The 17962-nt window shown below is 39.1% G+C and carries 17 protein-coding genes; 12 read left to right on the top strand and 5 right to left on the bottom strand.

Annotation, left to right across the window (positions count from 1 at the left end; all coding sequences use genetic code 11):
* Positions 1-64 precede the first annotated feature (64 nt).
* From ACM0OS_RS07995 to ACM0OS_RS07970, 6 genes are all read left to right on the top strand, one after another.
* On the top strand, positions 65-1078 hold the full coding sequence (locus ACM0OS_RS07995; RefSeq protein WP_414542637.1) for a glycosyltransferase family 4 protein: 1014 nt from the start codon (positions 65-67) through the stop codon (positions 1076-1078).
* Positions 1075-2451 (top strand): hypothetical protein, encoded by a 1377-nt coding sequence (locus tag ACM0OS_RS07990; RefSeq protein WP_414542636.1) that lies wholly within the window; start codon positions 1075-1077, stop codon positions 2449-2451. Before ACM0OS_RS07995 ends, ACM0OS_RS07990 begins: the two co-directional genes overlap by 4 nt.
* A gap of 80 nt (positions 2452-2531) precedes the next feature.
* Positions 2532-3686: a glycosyltransferase gene (locus ACM0OS_RS07985; protein ID WP_414542635.1), complete on the top strand. Its 1155-nt coding sequence runs from the start codon at positions 2532-2534 to the stop codon at positions 3684-3686.
* The gene (locus ACM0OS_RS07980) at positions 3683-4849 is read left to right on the top strand and encodes a glycosyltransferase (RefSeq protein WP_414542634.1); all 1167 of its coding nucleotides are present in this window, start codon (positions 3683-3685) and stop codon (positions 4847-4849) included. The genes ACM0OS_RS07985 and ACM0OS_RS07980 overlap by 4 nt, the downstream gene beginning before the upstream one ends.
* Before the next feature lie 125 nt (positions 4850-4974).
* Positions 4975-5763, top strand: coding sequence for a glycosyltransferase family 2 protein (locus ACM0OS_RS07975; RefSeq protein ID WP_414542633.1), 789 nt, complete (start codon positions 4975-4977; stop codon positions 5761-5763).
* Positions 5763-6761, top strand: coding sequence for an SGNH/GDSL hydrolase family protein (locus ACM0OS_RS07970; protein ID WP_414542632.1), 999 nt, complete (start codon positions 5763-5765; stop codon positions 6759-6761). The genes ACM0OS_RS07975 and ACM0OS_RS07970 overlap by 1 nt, the downstream gene beginning before the upstream one ends.
* A gap of 102 nt (positions 6762-6863) precedes the next feature.
* Here ACM0OS_RS07970 and ACM0OS_RS07965 read toward each other — a convergent pair whose 3' ends face one another.
* A complete protein-coding gene (locus ACM0OS_RS07965) occupies positions 6864-9446 on the bottom strand; it encodes a DUF4082 domain-containing protein (RefSeq protein WP_414542631.1) in 2583 nt (860 codons plus the stop codon).
* Positions 9447-10085: 639 nt separating this feature from the next.
* Between ACM0OS_RS07965 and ACM0OS_RS07960 the strand changes: the two genes are divergently transcribed.
* From ACM0OS_RS07960 to ACM0OS_RS07940, 5 genes are all read left to right on the top strand, one after another.
* Positions 10086-10625, top strand: a complete 540-nt coding sequence (locus ACM0OS_RS07960; RefSeq protein ID WP_414542680.1) for a YdcF family protein — start codon at positions 10086-10088, stop codon at positions 10623-10625.
* A 201-nt stretch (positions 10626-10826) separates the two neighbouring features.
* The gene (locus ACM0OS_RS07955; RefSeq protein WP_414542630.1) at positions 10827-11246 is read left to right on the top strand and encodes a DUF29 family protein; all 420 of its coding nucleotides are present in this window, start codon (positions 10827-10829) and stop codon (positions 11244-11246) included.
* Positions 11247-11299: 53 nt separating this feature from the next.
* Positions 11300-11485, top strand: coding sequence for a hypothetical protein (locus tag ACM0OS_RS07950; protein WP_414542629.1), 186 nt, complete (start codon positions 11300-11302; stop codon positions 11483-11485).
* A gap of 8 nt (positions 11486-11493) precedes the next feature.
* Positions 11494-12051, top strand: a complete 558-nt coding sequence (locus tag ACM0OS_RS07945) for a WcaF family extracellular polysaccharide biosynthesis acetyltransferase (protein WP_414542628.1) — start codon at positions 11494-11496, stop codon at positions 12049-12051.
* Positions 12052-12300: 249 nt separating this feature from the next.
* Positions 12301-12621: a hypothetical protein gene (locus tag ACM0OS_RS07940; RefSeq protein ID WP_414542627.1), complete on the top strand. Its 321-nt coding sequence runs from the start codon at positions 12301-12303 to the stop codon at positions 12619-12621.
* Positions 12622-12669: 48 nt separating this feature from the next.
* Here the strand turns inward: ACM0OS_RS07940 and ACM0OS_RS07935 are convergent, their stop codons facing one another.
* The 4 genes from ACM0OS_RS07935 to ACM0OS_RS07920 all read right to left on the bottom strand — a co-directional run bounded on the left by ACM0OS_RS07935 (position 12670) and on the right by ACM0OS_RS07920 (position 15860).
* Positions 12670-12981 (bottom strand): DUF2103 domain-containing protein, encoded by a 312-nt coding sequence (locus ACM0OS_RS07935; protein ID WP_414542626.1) that lies wholly within the window; start codon positions 12979-12981, stop codon positions 12670-12672.
* Between the two features lie 5 nt (positions 12982-12986).
* Positions 12987-13313 carry an ATP-dependent Clp protease adapter ClpS gene (gene clpS / locus ACM0OS_RS07930; RefSeq protein WP_414542625.1) on the bottom strand — a complete coding sequence of 109 codons (327 nt, stop codon included), beginning with the start codon at positions 13311-13313 and terminating at the stop codon, positions 12987-12989.
* An 89-nt stretch (positions 13314-13402) separates the two neighbouring features.
* The gene (locus tag ACM0OS_RS07925; protein WP_414542624.1) at positions 13403-14119 is read right to left on the bottom strand and encodes a hypothetical protein; all 717 of its coding nucleotides are present in this window, start codon (positions 14117-14119) and stop codon (positions 13403-13405) included.
* Positions 14120-14468: 349 nt separating this feature from the next.
* A complete protein-coding gene (locus tag ACM0OS_RS07920; RefSeq protein ID WP_414542623.1) occupies positions 14469-15860 on the bottom strand; it encodes a 1-acyl-sn-glycerol-3-phosphate acyltransferase in 1392 nt (463 codons plus the stop codon).
* Positions 15861-15928: 68 nt separating this feature from the next.
* Between ACM0OS_RS07920 and ACM0OS_RS07915 the strand changes: the two genes are divergently transcribed.
* Positions 15929-17737 (top strand): proline--tRNA ligase, encoded by a 1809-nt coding sequence (locus tag ACM0OS_RS07915; RefSeq protein WP_414542622.1) that lies wholly within the window; start codon positions 15929-15931, stop codon positions 17735-17737.
* The last annotated feature ends 225 nt before the right edge of the window (positions 17738-17962 follow it).

Here is a 17962-nt window from a genome sequence, read left to right as displayed (position 1 = left end):
ATATGCAGCCTTAAAGAAAGTATTGCCACCTTTCAATGATGACTTACTGACTTAGTTAAATCTTATGAAAATTTTAATATATTCTTCTGTCTTTATACCTAGAATAGGTGGCATAGAAGTAATAATGTTTACTTTGGCTCATGAGTTTGTCGCTCAAGGGCATGATGTTAAGTTAATAACCCACACTCCAAACAATAAAACTGATTCTTTTCCATTTCAAGTTATCCGGTGTCCTACCATTACTCAATTTCTAGAATTAACCCGTTGGTGTGATCTTTGCCTTCATGCTTGTGTGAGTCTCAAAGCACTCTGGCCTCTTTTAATAGTTAAAAAGCCGTTGGTGCTTACTCATCATACTTGGTATCAATATCCGGGTTCTAAACTAACCTGGCAAGCAGCATTGAAGCATTGGGTGACTCGCTTTGCTGCTACTAACATCGCACCCAGTCAAGCGATCGCTGCTCAACTGCCAGTTCCTGTTAAAGTTATCCCTAATTCTTACCAGGATGATGTGTTTTATGAGATGCCAGAAGTTAACCGCGATCAGGAATTAGTTTTTCTTGGTCGCTTAGTTTCGGATAAAGGAGTTGATTTACTTCTCAATTCCCTGAAACTACTTAAACAACAAGGATTAGAACCGAATTTAACAATTATTGGTCAAGGGCCAGAAGAATCTAATCTTAGAAAGCAAGTACAAACCCTTGGCATTGTTGAGCAGGTGAAGTTTGTAGGTACTCAGTTTGGCAAAGCTTTAGCTCGACTACTAAATGCTCATAAAATAATGATAGTACCATCTCTATGGCAAGAACCTTTTGGGATTGTTGCTTTAGAGGGAATTGCTTGTGGCTGCGTAGTGGTTGGTTCAGAGCAGGGTGGATTAAAAGATGCAATTGGTTTATGTGGGCTTACATTTACAAATGGAAATGTAGAAGCTTTAACCCAAGTTTTAGCTGAACTACTGCTCAACGATAGTAAACTAAATATGTATCGAGTACATCGAGAAATCCATTTAGCGAAGCATAAAGCAGCTTCTGTTGCTAAAACATATCTCCAAGTGCTGGAAGGAATAATTCAGTGAATAAAATTATTTTTATTCTACCCCTTGCTATAATCTTTGTAGTTGTGATTACTAATATAAATTGGCGACAATTAATAAAAGCAGTTTTATTGGTAATAATTATTGATGGCGCTCTGCGAAAATGGTTTTTACCTCAAGCAAGTAATTTAATATATTTATTTAAAGATTTTATTTTAATCATCGCTTATATTAAATACTTTTTTTTATCTCATAAAAAACAACCATTAATCAATGATTTTTGGGTAACACTTGTTCATATACTGATAGGCCTTTGCTCTACATGGCTACTTTTTCAATCTTTCAATCCTGACTTAGGTTCGCCAATAATTGGTTTGTTCGGTTTAAGTCGATACTTGCTTAATGTTCCTCTAATATGGATTGTGCCATACCTGTTTGATACGGAAGAAGACCTTTATCGATTTTTACGTAATTACCTTCTAGTTTTAATTCCTGTATGTATCTTGGGTATTTTTCAATTTTTTAGTCCTGCTTCAAGCTTCATCAATATTGCCCCTGGGGGAGAGGAAGCATCTGAAGTAGTTGGCTTTGGTACAATGGAGAATGCACGTATTCGGATATCCAGTGTCTTTTCTTTTACAAATATATATACAACCTATCTCAGTGTTAAGTTTGGTCTTCTGCTCCCTTTTTTCACAGTTAAACAATCTGTTCGATGGCAGATCATTATTTACATTGAACTATTCTTAATGATTTCTAATTTTTTCATGACCGGTGCTCGTGGAGTTTTTCTATTTGCTTTAGTTCTTTTTGTTGTTTATTTTGGTATCAAAAGCTTTAGCACACTGAAAACTGTTGTCAAATTCCTCAAAAAACTCATTCTACCTGCATTTATCTCAACTATTTTATTAATTCAATGGTTTGCTCCAGCAATAGATGCGTTTTCAACTCGTGTAAATGATCCCGGAAGCAGCTCAGATATATTTGTTCGCGTAGGAAGGGCAATCTCTATTCAATCCGTTCCTGGCAAATATTTTTTAGATGGATACGGTACAGGTTCAACTCAATCAGGGGGTAAAGCTTTACAAAGAGTTTTAAAATTACCTGAAGGTTTACCTACCCCAGAAGTTGAAGAAGAAATTAATCGTATTGCTGTTGAAATAAGCCAATTTGGTGCCATACTTTGGTATGCAATGCGTATTGCTCTTTTAATTACACTTTGGTCAATTTATCGAAATCTCAAGAGTAATTTTCTTAAAGACTTGGCATTGGTTACTTTTCTTATTCATGCAATTTTGTTACCTTCTCAGGTTGTTGTTCATCCAGTTGCTAACGTTTATTATTGGTTTTTAAGTGGTTTTATATTTTTGTTACCTCGTCTAGAAAGTAAAAGATATTATAATCAATATCTATAATTTCCCTAAAGACAACAAAAACATATATATGCATTTTGAGAGAAAAATCCGTGAATAAAAATTTTACTTAATTAAAGAATATGAAACAGAAGATTAAAATACTCCATTTATGGGTCCCTAATTTATTTGATTTCAAAGGAGGAATACAAGTTTATCTACAGGATGTATTGCAAGTACTGATAGAGCAGTTTCCCGAATTAAAAATTCAAGTTTATAACAAACTTGATAAAGGGAATAAAGAAGAGAATCTGAATAGAGAAAATATTTTAATCAAATTTTATGGAAACACCGCTAATTATTTACGAACAATACATTTTGCTGGAAGTTTATTGATAGATGCATTACTGGAACGACCAAATTTAATTTTTTCTGGTCACATTAACTTTGCTCCCATAGCTTATCTAATTTATCGTTTAACAAATACTCCCTACTGGATTGTGGTTCATGGTGTAGATGCTTGGGAGGTAAAAAACCCAATTAAGCAGAAAGCTTTAAAAGCAGCAAAAATAATTTCAGTTAGTAACTATACACGTAATCGCCTACTCAAGGAACAAAACCTTGACCCTAAGCAAATTTCACTCCTACCTGTAACTTTTGATGCTAGTCAATTTGAGATGGCTCCTAAACCAAAATACTTATTAGAAAGATACGGTTTAGCTTCAGACCAGCCAATAATCTTAACTGTAGCTCGACTATCTCGTAGTGATGGCTATAAAGGTTATGACCAAGTAATTCGAGCATTGCCAGAAATTCGGCAACAAATCCCTAACATTCACTATTTAATAGTCGGCAAAGGCGATGATCGTCCTCGAATTGAGCAACTTGTGCAAAGTCTCAACTTGCAAGATTGTGTGACTCTCACTGGTTTTATTCCAGATGAAGAGCTTGTTGCTCACTATAACTTATGCGATGTCTTTGCGATGCCCAGCAAAGGTGAAGGATTTGGCATTGTTTATCTAGAAGCTTTAGCCTGTGGTAAACCAACTTTAGGAGGAAACCAGGATGGCGCGATTGACGCACTTTGCAACGGTGAACTAGGAGCATTAATTAATCCAGATGATGTAAACCAGATCGCTGAAGTTCTCATCCAAATTTTGCAAGGTACATATCCTCATCCTTTGATTTATAATCCTGAAGCATTACGCCAGAAGGTAATCAATACCTTTGGGTTTGTACGATTTAAACATACCTTGACTGAACTCATGAAAATTTCACCTATTGGATCTGATTCATGAGAATTCTTCACGTTATTCCCTCTGTTTCTATGGTAAGAGGTGGCACTAGCCAAGCTGTTTTAGATATGGTTCAGGCATTGCAAGCAAAGAATGTTGATGCTGAAATTGCCACTACAAATGACAACGGTGATGGCTTGCTTGATGTGCCACTACAAAAGTGCGTTGAATATGAAAAAGTACCAACTTGGTTTTTTCCTCGCTTTTCACCAACTGCTAAAGCCGTCAGGGAATACGCCTTTTCTTGGCAGTTAACACAATGGCTATGGCAAAATATGTGCCAGTACGATCTTGTACACATTCACGCACTTTTTTCTTATCCATCTACAATTGCAATGGCAATCGCCCGCCTGCAAAATCTACCTTATATTGTTAGCCCACATGGTTTATTGTGCGAGTGGTCTTTACAACAAAGTACCCGTAAAAAGCAAATGTATCTGAGGCTGATTGAAAAAGCGAACATTAATCACTGTCAAGCTGTTCATTTTACCTCTGAACAAGAACAGCAGGAAGTTTCTCAATTGGGGTTGAGCGCGCTGAATTTTGTATTACCACTCGGGCTTTCTTTCCCAAAGCAAATTGGTGATGCCCGTTACAAACTGCGACAAAGCCTCAACATTCCAGCCGAAGAACCAATAATTTTGTTTTTGTCTCGCCTGCATCCAAAAAAAGGATTAGATTTCTTGATTCCGTCTCTTAGCCAACTAGCTGATCGTCGCTTCACTTTTATTTTGGCAGGCAGTGGTAGCCCCGATTACGAATCCAAAATTAAATCGTTGCTTATGTCTTATGGACTAAGTAATCGCACTCATTTTGCTGGATTCGTAGAAGGTGAGAACAAAAATTTATTGCTTCAAGGCTCAGATTTATTTGTGCTGACATCTTATTCGGAAAACTTTGGCGTGGCAGTTCTAGAAGCTTTAGCAGCAGGGCTTCCTGTTTTAATCACTCCTGGTGTTGCTCTTGCATCTATGCTTGAACAACACCAGCTAGCTTACGTCGTACAACAAGATGTATCAGAAATTACTAATGCAATTCTTGATTTCCTGAACTCTCCTAAATTAGCTCAACAGATGGGTGAGCGTGCCCATAAATTTGTTTTAGAGAAATACACTTGGGAAAACATTGCTGGTAAAATGATTAGAGTTTATACCAGCAATGTTTAAAAAATATAAGTATTAACTCTTACACCTGCATAGTAAAAGTTTTTTCTTTAAAACTGTATTTGGTTTTTATTACCATATATCCTTATTCTATAAGTTAAAAAACTATAGCAGCATTTTTTAGATTGATGCTTAAAAAAGTTACCCCTCTCATCCTCACCTATAACGAAGCACCAAATATTGGGCGCACTCTACAAAATCTTGCTTGGGCAAAGGAGATTATAGTTATTGATAGTTATAGCAATGACGAAACCCTAGAAATTTTAAACTCTTATCCACATGTAAAAGTTTTTCAAAAAAAATTTGATACTCATGCAACCCAATGGAACTATGGTTTGGAACAAGTAAAATCTCCATGGGTACTTTCTTTAGATGCAGACTATATCGTCACAGATGAGTTAATTGCTGAAATTGAAGTTTTACCAATAATAGATAGCCAGATAAATGGATACTTTGCCAGATTTAAGTATTGCGTTTTTGGCAAACCATTAAGAGGTACAATACTTCCTCCTCGACAAGTGCTTTTTCGTAAAGACAAGGCAATCTACATAGATGATGGTCATACTCAGCTTTTACAACTGACAGGTAAATCAGCAACGCTTTCGGGATATATCAATCATGATGATCGCAAATCTTTTAGCCGTTGGTTGTGGGCGCAGGATCGCTATATGCTCATTGAAGTAAAGAAATTATTAGAAACTCCAGTAAATGAATTAAGCTTGAGTGATCGCATACGCAAACAAAAACTATTTGCTCCTTTTATTATCTTGTTTTATTGTTTAATTTTAAAAGGAGGAATTTTAGACGAATGGGCGGGTTGGTACTATGCTTTCCAACGTGTACTAGCTGAAATTATGTTATCAATTCGCTTGATTGAATATGAGAAATTTTATCAAAACCAGGCTAATAAAGATTGATGAATAGAACAAATCATAAATTTCGTAAATATAAAACATTTATTCTTATTGTAATTATTTTAATAGCTGTTGAAGTTTCATTGAGGCTTTTATTTGGTCTAGGCAATCCTGTTTTAAGCCAAGCTGATACTTACACAGGCTACCGTTTTCGACCAAACCAAACTTTAGTACGCTTTGGCAAACGCATACAATATAACGAGTACTCTCAACGTTCTGAATCCATAAATCTCCAAAAAACTAAAGGAACACTGAGAATTTTAATGGTTGGAGACTCAGTTCTTAATGGTGGTAATCCCATTGACCAAAGTCAAATAATTACTGAACAATTAAAAGCTAAATTCAAAACTTTCGGACAACCTACAGAAGTGTTAAATGCTTCTGCTGGCTCATGGGGAATTGGTAATCATTTAGGTTATTTGAAAGAATTTGGTACTTTTAATAGTGATGTTGTAATTTTTCAAATTGGCACACACGACCTGACTCAACCTACTAGCACAAGTGAACGAGTAGGAAATGATCCTAACTATCCAGATCATCCTCCTTTATTAGCAATTCAAGAAGCTTTTACTCGCTATATAGTACCTCGATTGTGGGGAAACGTAAACTTGAACCCATTCTCTAAACAAGAAATTCCTCAAGCTTCTCCTACGCAAATAGCTCAACAATTTCAGAAAAACATCGAGCTTTTTAAAGCAGCAGTCAAACTAGTGCGGGATCAGGAAATACCTATTTATGTGCTATTTACACCTAATCGTTACGATTTAATTCCAAAACCTGTAATTCCACCTTACAAACCGGAGTTTATGCAAGTACTTAATTCTTTACAAATAGAAGTATTTGATACTTACAAAGTTTGGTCTAATTTGCCTACTAATATTGTTGAAACTTACTTTCGAGACGAAGTTCATTTAAGTGAAGTCGGTAACAAAGTAGCAGCTAATTTAATTTTTCACCAGCTTTGCATTCAGGAGAAATTTCCAGGTTGTGTTGTTCTTTAGCATCACCTTTACCTACTTCTATGTAAAGCCAAAAAACCTTGTGCAGAATATTCTGCACAAGGTTTTGACTGGAACTATTTTACTATCCTGAAATCAAAAATCCTAAATTACTTCATCAACGGTAAACATAAATGGATTGCCATTGACTGGGTTAGAGTATCCATGCATGAAGAGTAACTTCTCTCCATTTGATCCAACAAAGTTCATCTGTTCTCCGTTAGCATTCTGTCCATCATCTACCATGTAATTAATAACTTGTTTACCCCAAAAATCCATCACTGTGATAAGGTTAGCGTAAATAGTTGAGTTAGATCCGGAACCACCATATCCAGCTTGATTGAAGGAAACTGTGACATTTACAGGGTCTTGGAGACGAGAATCACGCAAAACTCCCTTAATTGTGCCATCAAAGTATGTGTAGTGAATAGACCGTGAACCCCGACTTACAATGTATAAATCATCACCTGCTGTGCTAGCATATCCATGAAACATCTGGACTGGATTCTTGCCTACTTGAAATGATTTAAACGGAGTATCAGGAACAGCGGCAGTAGCGTTCGGTAGAATTAACGACTCAACATCATACATCCGGACAGTGCCATCCATAGAAGCGATGTATGCTGTTTTAAGAGGCTTGGTTTCGTTACCTGCATAGTATGATCTTGGAACTCTAAAACTGTTCCATCTTGTACCTGTTGCTACTGAGGTCGGCTGATTAATAGTTAGAACTTTTGATACAACTGGTATTTGCTCTGGTGCGTGACTAAATGTATGTGGCCATTGATTGGCAGCCGTACCTTCATTTTTGGTTTGGTCGAAGTTTGCCTGAGTAGTCAAAGTCATCTTACGATAGTACTTTAACATAGGACGCAGATCGATCAATGCAACCTTATTTTCTGCTCGGGAACTAACAATTAGATATCCGCTTTGAGCTGTCTGCTTCCAATAATTATCTCCCCATGATGTATTCCATGCTGTGTTGTACCACTTGTCACGTACAGACTGAAGGTTCAAATCATCGTTGAAATTATCACCGTATCCCCGACCAGTTCCTAATCTAGTACTGGTAGTCACATCGATTGCATTCGGTGCAGCAAAAGGCAGATCAATATACCCAATCAACTTGAGACCCTTTACAGTTGGCCATCCCGGAAGACCCCAGTAAAATCTTTTCTCTTGTGTCATCTGACGGGGTTTTACTGCTAGTACTGCTATCTGTCCTTTGCGGTTAACAGTATCCCAAACAGTTACAAAAACAAACTCGTTGTAGTTGCTAACTGCCATTGCCGTTGGGATTTTCCCTGCATCAAGTTTTGCTGAAAGGTAACTGAACCCTTCCTCAGTATAAGGATCGTTGCCATTTCCAGTAATCGTTATCAGTCCATTTTGGAAAGCTAAAAAACCTGTTACAGCAGCTCCACCATGTCCTCGGGCTGTGGCAATAGGAGGTAGAGGCAGTGTCCCACCGGAAGCATCATAAAGTTGCTTCACTACTGGAGTCGTAGGAGCACTCATATTATTCCGCCTCCACCAATCAGCTTTCCATTCTGGACGGTTTCTCAAGCACAATCCATTATCGGTCGAACTTTGAGCACCATCGGCACTTGTCATATTTGAAGAGCCGAACTGGAACTCGGAAGGCGCACTAGTATCAGGTGCAAATAGCATCTGACCTGACATCATCCACCCTATTCCAGGATCGCCGTCTGATCCTGGATTGACTCGGCACCAAGCACCAGCGTTTTTGCGGATGATCCCATCACTTGATGGCTGATATACGGTCGGGAAAGATTCTGCTGTTGAGTTAAAATCACTATATTTTGGGCCGAAACGATAATCGATCATTTCGCGCTTGTGATAGTTCTGCGCTACATTGGTATATTCTGACCAATTTACTGTTCCATCAGCGTTGAGAATCCGCTCTCTCCAAGAAGTAGTGGGAGTTGGAGTGGGAGTTGGAGTCGGTGTTGGAGTTGGTGTCGGTGTAGATTGGGAAACAGCAACAAAATTGACATCACGAAAATAGTTGCTATTACGGTAGGAGCTATTCGGAAAATTTCCGCGAGTTGAGTTGTACACTCCATTGGTACCATCGGCAACTGAGCTAAGATTACCATTGACTATGGAACTAGCTAGTTGATTTTCTGTGTAGGCATAATTGCTATTCGCGTTCACAGAAACCACATAAGTCGTATTAGCTCGAACACTCAATGGTGTACTCAGAGCCTGTTGCTGCCAACCAGAAGCAGTCTCGTTAGTAAAAGTGACGCTGGCCAGGAGAGTTCCTGTTGCCGACCAGATTTTACCAATATGAGTTCCTGTCTCGCTGGCAGGTTTCCAATAGCGAATGGAGCTAATCTGTCCGTCTGTGGTACTGCGGAATTTCATTCCTAATTCGTAGGGAATTCCATCAGTCTTGGAAATACTAGGAACTTGAGTTGTAAAAACTGTGCTTGTGGATGAAGTTGTCTGTGCTAATTTTATGTTGGTTAAAAACTTCTTTAGACTACCATTCTGAACAGAATTAGTGTTCTTGTCTTTGACTGTGATTGAATAGGTCGCTATTCGGGATGTATCCGTTGGAGTTAGAGTAGCTGCATTAGTTGGAATCGCCCCAAAGACAACAGCCCACAAGAGAACAGTAGGAGAATAAATTACTCTCCGAACATTATTGAAAAGCTTCATAAAATCCTCATCCACCAACTATTTTGATGTTGCAAACACATTTCTATCTAAATTCAGAAGTTCAGTAGTATTTAGGGATACATACTAAAAAATGAATCGCATGAAAGTATTAACTACCTTTGGCAGCTTTTCAACAATTGATTGCTTCTAGTAAGCCATAAAACTTGCTTACAGAATAAATTGGCTCCGAAATCTTAAATTGTGACTAACACTAAGTTAAATCAATGAAGAAACCAGGTTTTCAAAGGTGGTTTTAAATACGGTCGCACAAATCCAACAGATGCTGTGAACAGTCATTACTGTTACCTCTCAATAAACCTGAAATTTTCTTGTTTCGCCTGGGTAAATTTACCATAATTTCACATATTGTCAAAACAATTACAGAAAAACTACATGAATTTCCTTGATCCATAAAGTGTATGATGCAAGCTTGGCAAGGGTTTTACAAAGAAAAAAGTTTAAATTTATAGTACCGATTTAATAATGTATTTCACTGTGTAGTACACGCTTTAATATGAATTATCTATGAAGTGTTTCGTTTATGTGAAAAGATAATAGGAGATTATTTTGTGAAACAGATAAGTTAAATTTATGAAACTATGGGTAAGATTATTCAAATTCCAACTTACAAAATATTTGATTTTGGCTCCAGTAATTTTTGGACTGACCATACTATTGCTCATTCCTGTAAGACTAGCGATCGCCTATCACCAGTCTCCTCAACCTCAAGCTATCCTGACCCTCGGCGGTTGGACAGATCGGGAAAATTCTGCGGCTGAAATAGCACGTTGGTATCCTGATTTAAAAATTTGGGTTTCTTCTGGTACTCCACCTAAATTAGTAAAACCAATTTTTCAAGCTGCGGGTGTATCAGAAAGCAGACTTTATCTGGATTATCGTGCTGTTGATACAGTTACTAACTTTACTACCCTCATCCCAGAATTCAAACAACACGGAGTTCAGCACTTATTTTTGATTACTTCAGATTTTCATATGCCGAGAGCCAAAGCGATCGCAACTCTCGTCCTGGGTAGTCAAGGTATCGCTTTTACTCCAGTGGCTGTGCCATCGAATCAACCCCAAGAAGCTACTATCCGTATTATTCGCGATATTATTCGCGCCCTCTTGTGGATTTTTACAGGGCGTACAGGAGCAAGTATTAATCCTGCTGTTGATTAACAACAAATATGCGTTTAGATAAATCAGTCAACAATTGAGTTGATGCAAAAAGAAGCAACATGATCAAGAATGTGTTGAGTTGTGCTGCCTGTTGACCCCATCTACAATTATCATTAACTGAACTGTATTGAAATATTGGAACTCAGCCCCCTGTTTTAGATAATTGAGTCAGCATTCAGCCTTCAACTTTAATGGACGTTTATGGAAGAAATACTCAACTTAAAATCTTTATTGTTACAAGGTAACATCACGGAAGCATTAGCTATTGTTGAAGAATTAGAAGAAATGAGCCGTGAAGATAAAATTAATAATATCCGCAGCTATGCTAAAGTCTTGCTACTACATCTCATTAAGCAAAAAGCTGAGGATCGAACAACCCGGTCTTGGGATGTATCAATTCGTAATTGTGTTCGGGAAATTCAGCTAAAAAATAAACGACGTAAGTCAGGAGGCTCTTATTTAACATCAGAAGAGTTGAGATTGGTTTTTGAAGAAGCCTATCCCTCAGCTTTAGATAATGCCTCTTTGGAAGTAGAAGAAGGAAGATATGAAGTAGAAGATTTAGAATCAAAAATTGATCAAAACGTTATTATTAATCATGCCCTTAACTTAATTGCATAGATTTACATAGTGCATAAATTCTACACATATAACTAATTCCCTCCGATTTTCACATGCCTAGAGCTAAAGCGATCGCAACCATCATCCTTGGTAGTCAAGGTATCGCTTTTATTCCACTAGCTGTGCCATCGAATCGGCCGCAAGAATCTATCATCCGGATTATACAAGATGTTGCTCGCGTTTTCCTGTGGGTTTTTACAGGCCATACAGGAGCCAGTCTGAATCCTGCTAGTAATTAACTATAAATATGCGTTTAGATAACTATACTCTTAATACTTATACTCCTGGCGCTCCTTACTTGCAACAAGTTTTGTGGTACTTTTTAGGGTCACCCTTGGTTGAAAGTCGTTGGCTTCCCATGTCAGCCTTAAAGGTTTGGGTACTCCGCAGATTTGGGTCAAAAATTGGTCAAGGCGTTCGCATTAAGTCTGGGGTGCGGGTGAAGTTTCCTTGGCGGTTAACTGTAGGCAATTATGTTTGGATTGGGGAAGATGCTTGGATAGATAATCTTGCCCATGTCACCATAGATAGTCATGTTTGCCTATCTCAAAATGTTTATCTTTGCACGGGTAATCATGATTGGAATCATCCTGATTTTCAACTGATTACCGCTCCAATTCATATTCAGGAAAGTAGTTGGATTGCGGCTAAGTCAGTTATTGGCCCTGGTGTGACTGTTGGACGGGGAGCAGTTCTGACTTTAGGTGGAGTGACGGGGCGCTCTTTAGAGCCGATGATGATTTATGCAGGTAATCCTGCGGAACCTATAAAGGAACGGAAGAAGGGAGTAGGGAGTGGGGAGTAGATTTATTTTTACTGTATTTAGAACGGCTATATCAAAGCTCAATTAGCGATCGCCTAGTTTCTTGATAAATCTCCATGATTGAATTTAAAACTTAATTATTAATAGCAATCTTGATAAAAATATAACTTTTGTTGCAATTTTTTAAATTAATTGCAGTGTTCTATTGCAGTTTGTAAATGTTTTTTGTAAGCCGGAGGATTATTCCTTTAGACTGAATCTCAACTGATTCAAGTATTGGGATAAGCGCAAATGCATTCAATCAATGTATTGTGTCATGAATTTGTAGTTGCTGTATCCTTTGTTGCTTGTATTGCTGGCCTACTGTTACTGTGGGATCGCAAACAGCCAAAAGATAATCTAGAAGAAACAGAGAAAATTCTCTTTAGAATGAGCTTTTCTTATTGGCTCGTTTACTGTGTGGCGTTTGGCGTTGAGAAGATGATTTTACCTGACTGGGAAACTCTACTCATGTCTGTGAAAATAACTACGGCTTTGTCGTATTTTTTGACTTTTTCTTGTATTTTGAGTTTGCCGCTACATAAATTTGCAGTCCGCCATATTGAAGAATAATCAATAGTCAACAGCCGCTGAACTATAGATAAGAGACTATGGGGCTGATTAATTTTTCATGGCGATCGCTAGTGTATCTTTGAATGTGTCCTGATCTAAAGTGGTCAGGATAAATACCTCTTGTACCGTCTTACCCTGACGAGCGATGACTTTATACCCACCACGAATGGGTACAGACACACGCAGTTGCATTTTGGGACAATGACCCTTTGCACGCCCAATCACTCCTGGCGTCACAGTTTGAATCCCATGCTGTTGACAGAGGCGTTCTAAAATTGGGATGAGACCAGGAATATGAGTTGAGTGATTCCAGACTAATCTACCGTCTTTGTGAGCAGCGTCTTTATTGGCTTTACCCATGATATTTAAGCCGCTTCCAAAGGAGCCATTGTTAAACCAGCACGACGCAGCTGTTGATGATACAGTTCTGCTGGTTCTTGGGGCCCTACCCAAACAATGGCTTGTCCTTCGTAATGTACCTGATTAGTCAAATCCCACGCTAGATCACCAGTCATTCCGGGAATATACTTCATCAAGCACTCAGCTACGTGTTGAAAAGTATTAAAGTCGTCATTTAACACGATCACCTTATAATTCGGATAAGGCTTACGGGTAACTTGATTAGACCGTTCAGGCGCTACAGTCGGTGACGTACCCGTTGCGTAAATAGCTGCTGAAAGTCTTGTAACCATAAAACAGTTAGCCAACAGAATTTTACAAAACTACACTATAAATAACTAGTTTAGTCTATTGTCTGGAGACTGGGGAATAGAGCTAGAGGCTAGCGAATGCCAAACTTTTGAAAGATGCGTTGGGAGCTAGTGCGTCCTAGTTCTTCAAATTCGCTGCGTTCTTCGTTACTGAAAGTAGTAAACACTTTTTCCCCAGCATCCTCAAACTTTACTTCTAATCGCCCATTGTCAAAAAAGAAAGTTTCACTGTTATGGGTGCGTTGTACAGCTTTGACGTTCCCATTTTCAAACCAGATGATTAATCCATCGCCTAATTCGGTGAGGTATTCTGCTGCTTGTACAGGGCGATTGTTAAGTATACAAGTTGTGTAAGTTATATCGCCTTCAACCTTGCTATTTTCTTGACAACCTTCAGTTAGTTGTTCTAAAGCAATCATGCGAGTGTCATACAAGGCTTGAGGATTTGTGGTGTCAATATTGTTTGTGGCTTCCTCATTCTTGATGACATTACCATTATCATCGTAAGTAATACAGTCATCGGGAATGCCATCGTTATCGTAATCGATACGGTAACCGTTATCTTTGCCGTCGTTATTACAGTCAATAGCTTGCCCAATAGTTGTGCCAGTTTTCTGGGGTGATGTGGTTTTTTTCTGAGATTTGCTGGACTCAGTAGATGGCAAGTTTGGGGCAATTTTAGAGACTGCAACACTGTGAGTTACAGTAGGTGCTATGGAAGAATTACCAGGATTTGGTTGTGATGAAACTTGAGATTCTTGACAACCTAGTAGAACTCCCATCGTCATAAAAATTATAATTTGCAACCGTATATTTAACATATTTTTTACTGACAACTGTAATGGGACACAGTACTAAACTGCTTACGGAGATAGTTCAAAAGCAGTGGTACTGAAGCGTTACTTAGGAATATGGATTTAATAAAATACAGAACCTCACCCCCAACCCCTCTCCTTACCAAGGAGAGGGGAGACTTTGACGCAAGTCAAAGGCAGGGTGAGGTCAAAAACTAGACTTGCATGTTATTTAATTCATATTCCTTATATTAATGCGACTGATTCTAAATTTAGAATGTAGAAAACACTGGAAAATAACGACTCTAGGTTGAAGTTACAGATAGATTGACCTGAATCATTCTCAAATTAAATTCTCCATCGCCTGTTGTAAATCATTGGTTAAATCAGCAACAGCCTGCCTCGCACTTAAGCGATTTTCTTTATACACAGGATAACGCTCTGATACTGATATCGGCTTACCAATGGTAATTTTCACCCTTTGCTTACCTAGTTGGGGAAGTTGGGTAGCTTTATCACCTTTAATTCGGGCAATCATCTTCCATAAAATTAAAGTTGTCTCCGCAAACCTTTCTACTGTGGGTTTTTCGCGGATATAGCTGCCTGAAACCGCCACAAAACTCTCTACTAACCGCATATGCCACATTCGAGAATTGGCTTCGTTGGCAACGCGATCGCCTAAGGCTTTCTCTACAGGTGATAATGTTTTGATATCCTTATACTCTTCTCTAAATATATAATTCCAACCAGCTTGCTCTACCCGCCGACAGCGATCGCTTAATTCACCTTTCGGCTGTAAGTTAAAATACTGTTCGGATATTTGTAAGGCTGTATTTAATAAAGCTTGCAACCGCATAGCTAAGATTTCATTACGATTGCTGGTTTCTGTTGCCGTTGTTTTGGTATTCGGCAAAGTTTGATGATAAAACTGCGTGTAAAACTTTTCCATCAAAGAAAGTAAGTGTTCGGCTAAAGTTAATAACCTGGGATAAAGCGATTCTAAACAGGGATGCTGACTTTGTTCTTTGGGATTCACCACTAAACCACTAGCCGCTTCTAATTCACTTAATAAATCCGCGATCGCCTGCCAAGGAGCCGCCACATAACTATATTTCATCCCAACTGGTACAATTAAAACTTGTTCAGAGCGCCCTAGTTTCTGCAAGTCTTCTGCACACCAAAAGCCTAATTGGGAAATCCCTGGTTCCAAAGGACTGATGATCTCCGACAAACCATTGGTAGCCCCTTCTGGCGCCGCCGCCATCGGGAATTTGCCATTGGCAAACAAGTCCCGCGCCGAACGTAACCCCGTCCAGTCAGCTTTACCCCGTTGAATGGAAGTCCCACCCAAATGCGAAGCAATCCAGCCGGTATAGGCACCAGCCCATAGAGGAATGCCGCGATCGTAGATAAAATGAGCATGAATTGGTAGTTGTAAGGCTGCATTCTGCTGGCGTGCTACTTTGGGCATAATTTGAGAAAACAAGTAGCCCAAACAAAACGGATCATCTGTTTTGGGATGGCGAAATGCCAGCATAAACCGGATTTTTCCCTCTTGAAACTGACGATAAAGATCCACCAAAACCTCTACGTTATCTGCTTCAATTTGGGTAATAGCTGTTTGCCAGTTAATCCAACTCGGTAACAACAGATGAAAACCTCTCAAAATTAGGGGATTGAAGGCTGGGGGAATAAATTCTAGGGGTGCTTGTGCTTGATAAATTACATCTGACAAGGTAATTTGCTCCTGATGGATGGAAAATTATAAATTTAACCGATTACTTCTGGAAAGGGAAAATCACGATGCGACTGTCACAAATGTTATTCGTTACACTGCGGGATGATCCAGCTGATGCTGAGATTCCCAGCCATAAATTATTACTGCGTGCAGGTTACATTCGTCGCATCGGTAGCGGAGTTTATGCTTATTTGCCTTTGATGTGGCGGGTACTACAAAAGGTTTCCCAAATTGTTCGGGAAGAAATGAACGCCACAGGCGCACAAGAATGTCTTTTACCACAATTACAACCTGCTGAGTTGTGGAAAGAGTCGGGACGCTGGGATACCTACACCAAAGCCGAGGGAATTATGTTCTCCCTCATTGACCGTCGTGAACAACAATTAGGATTAGGGCCGACTCATGAAGAAGTAATCACGACTGTTGCCCGTGATATGATTCGCTCCTATCGCCAACTACCGCTACATTTATATCAAATTCAAACTAAATTCCGCGATGAAATTCGTCCCCGTTTTGGGTTGATGCGCGGACGAGAATTTATTATGAAGGACGGCTACTCGTTCCATACCGATGAAGCCAGTCTCAAGGAAACCTACCAAGATATGTATCAAGCCTATAGCAATATGCTCCGGCGTTCTGGGTTAGCATTTCGGGCAGTGGAAGCTGATTCTGGGGCTATTGGTGGTTCTGGTTCGACAGAATTTATGGTGTTAGCGGATGCTGGCGAGGATGAGGTTCTCTACACCGAAGATGGTAAATACGCCGCCAATGTGGAAAAAGCCGTTTCTTTACCTGTGGATGCGGAAACTTCACCGTTTACCAGCTATGAAAAACGGGAAACACCAGGAACAGACACCATTGAAAAACTGTGTAATTTTCTCAAATGTTCCCCCACACAAATTGTCAAAAATGTCCTTTACCAAACAGTTTACGACAATGGCACAATTGTATTGGTGCTGGTGAATATTCGGGGTGATCAAGAAGTCAATGAAGTGAAATTACAAAATGAATTGACAAAATTAGCTGCTAATTACGGTGCAAAAACAATTATTTCCTTAGATGTACCCGATGCCGAAACTCAAGCTAAATGGGCTAGTAAATCTTTACCTTTAGGTTATATTGCCCCTGATATTGGCTATGAGTATATTACTGCTAATAAACAATTGCATTCCCAGTTTTTACGGTTAGTTGATCAAACAGTTGTTGACTTAAAAAACTTTGTTACAGGTGCCAATGAAACTGGTTATCACGTAGTTGGTGCTAATTGGAATCAGCAATTTAACTTACCAGATTTGAAAGTAGATATACGTAAATCTAGACCAGGCGATCGCGCCGTTCATAACCCAGAACAAATCCTACAAACTGCCCGTGGTATAGAAGTAGGTCACATTTTCCAACTGGGTACGAAATACTCCCAAGCGATGGGAGCAACGTATACAAGTGAACAAGGCGAAGAAAATCCCTTATTCATGGGTTGCTATGGCGTGGGTGTATCCAGGTTGGCACAATCAGCCGTAGAGCAATCTTACGACAAAGACGGCATTATTTGGCCAGTTGCGATCGCACCTTATCAGGCGATCGTCACAATTCCCAACATCAAAGATGCGAAACAAGTAGAAATTGCCGAAAAACTCTACACTGAACTGAACAAAGCAGGTGTGGAAACATTACTTGATGACCGTGATGAACGGGCGGGAGTAAAATTCAAAGATGCTGATTTAATTGGTATACCTTACAGAATAGTTACAGGTCGGGCAATTAATAATGGCAAAGTTGAAGTAGTAAAACGCGCCACCCGTGAAACTCAAGAAATAGCCATTGAGGAAGTTATTAATACACTGCAACAATGGATTAAAGAAGCAGTAGCAGCATAATACACAACTTTTGAGGGGCAGGCATACTTCTCTACGAGACGCTACGCGGTAAGCGCAGCTATGCCCTTCAGGGCTTTACGACAAGCTCAGTACAAGTCTTGCCTGCCATTTACCCTAATAGCACTACCCTATAATTTTGTAGTCAGCGGCTCTAGCCCTTTAAAACATTGCCAGCTTAGTGGTGCAGAAAAGTCTTGAACCGCTTGTATACCAGGAGTCTGACTG

This window comes from Nostoc sp. CCY0012 (assembly GCF_963920855.1).
GTDB lineage: Bacteria > Cyanobacteriota > Cyanobacteriia > Cyanobacteriales > Nostocaceae > Cyanocohniella.
Note: the sequence above shows the minus strand (reverse complement) of the source record. Positions and strands in the feature narration are given on the sequence as shown.

What these genes read in the sequence shown, in the direction of transcription:
- ACM0OS_RS07995 (WP_414542637.1), top strand. Translation starts at nt 65, where the DNA reads ATGAAAATTTTAATATATTCTTCTGTCTTTATACCTAGAATAGGTGGC.
- ACM0OS_RS07985 (WP_414542635.1), top strand. Translation starts at nt 2,532, where the DNA reads ATGAAACAGAAGATTAAAATACTCCATTTATGGGTCCCTAATTTATTT.
- ACM0OS_RS07980 (WP_414542634.1), top strand. Translation starts at nt 3,683, where the DNA reads ATGAGAATTCTTCACGTTATTCCCTCTGTTTCTATGGTAAGAGGTGGC.
- ACM0OS_RS07975 (WP_414542633.1), top strand. Translation starts at nt 4,975, where the DNA reads ATGCTTAAAAAAGTTACCCCTCTCATCCTCACCTATAACGAAGCACCA.
- ACM0OS_RS07970 (WP_414542632.1), top strand. Translation starts at nt 5,763, where the DNA reads ATGAATAGAACAAATCATAAATTTCGTAAATATAAAACATTTATTCTT.
- ACM0OS_RS07965 (WP_414542631.1), bottom strand. Translation starts at nt 9,446, where the DNA reads ATGAAGCTTTTCAATAATGTTCGGAGAGTAATTTATTCTCCTACTGTT.
- ACM0OS_RS07955 (WP_414542630.1), top strand. Translation starts at nt 10,827, where the DNA reads ATGGAAGAAATACTCAACTTAAAATCTTTATTGTTACAAGGTAACATC.
- ACM0OS_RS07950 (WP_414542629.1), top strand. Translation starts at nt 11,300, where the DNA reads ATGCCTAGAGCTAAAGCGATCGCAACCATCATCCTTGGTAGTCAAGGT.
- ACM0OS_RS07945 (WP_414542628.1), top strand. Translation starts at nt 11,494, where the DNA reads ATGCGTTTAGATAACTATACTCTTAATACTTATACTCCTGGCGCTCCT.
- ACM0OS_RS07940 (WP_414542627.1), top strand. Translation starts at nt 12,301, where the DNA reads ATGCATTCAATCAATGTATTGTGTCATGAATTTGTAGTTGCTGTATCC.
- ACM0OS_RS07935 (WP_414542626.1), bottom strand. Translation starts at nt 12,981, where the DNA reads ATGGGTAAAGCCAATAAAGACGCTGCTCACAAAGACGGTAGATTAGTC.
- clpS (WP_414542625.1), bottom strand. Translation starts at nt 13,313, where the DNA reads ATGGTTACAAGACTTTCAGCAGCTATTTACGCAACGGGTACGTCACCG.
- ACM0OS_RS07925 (WP_414542624.1), bottom strand. Translation starts at nt 14,119, where the DNA reads ATGACGATGGGAGTTCTACTAGGTTGTCAAGAATCTCAAGTTTCATCA.
- ACM0OS_RS07915 (WP_414542622.1), top strand. Translation starts at nt 15,929, where the DNA reads ATGCGACTGTCACAAATGTTATTCGTTACACTGCGGGATGATCCAGCT.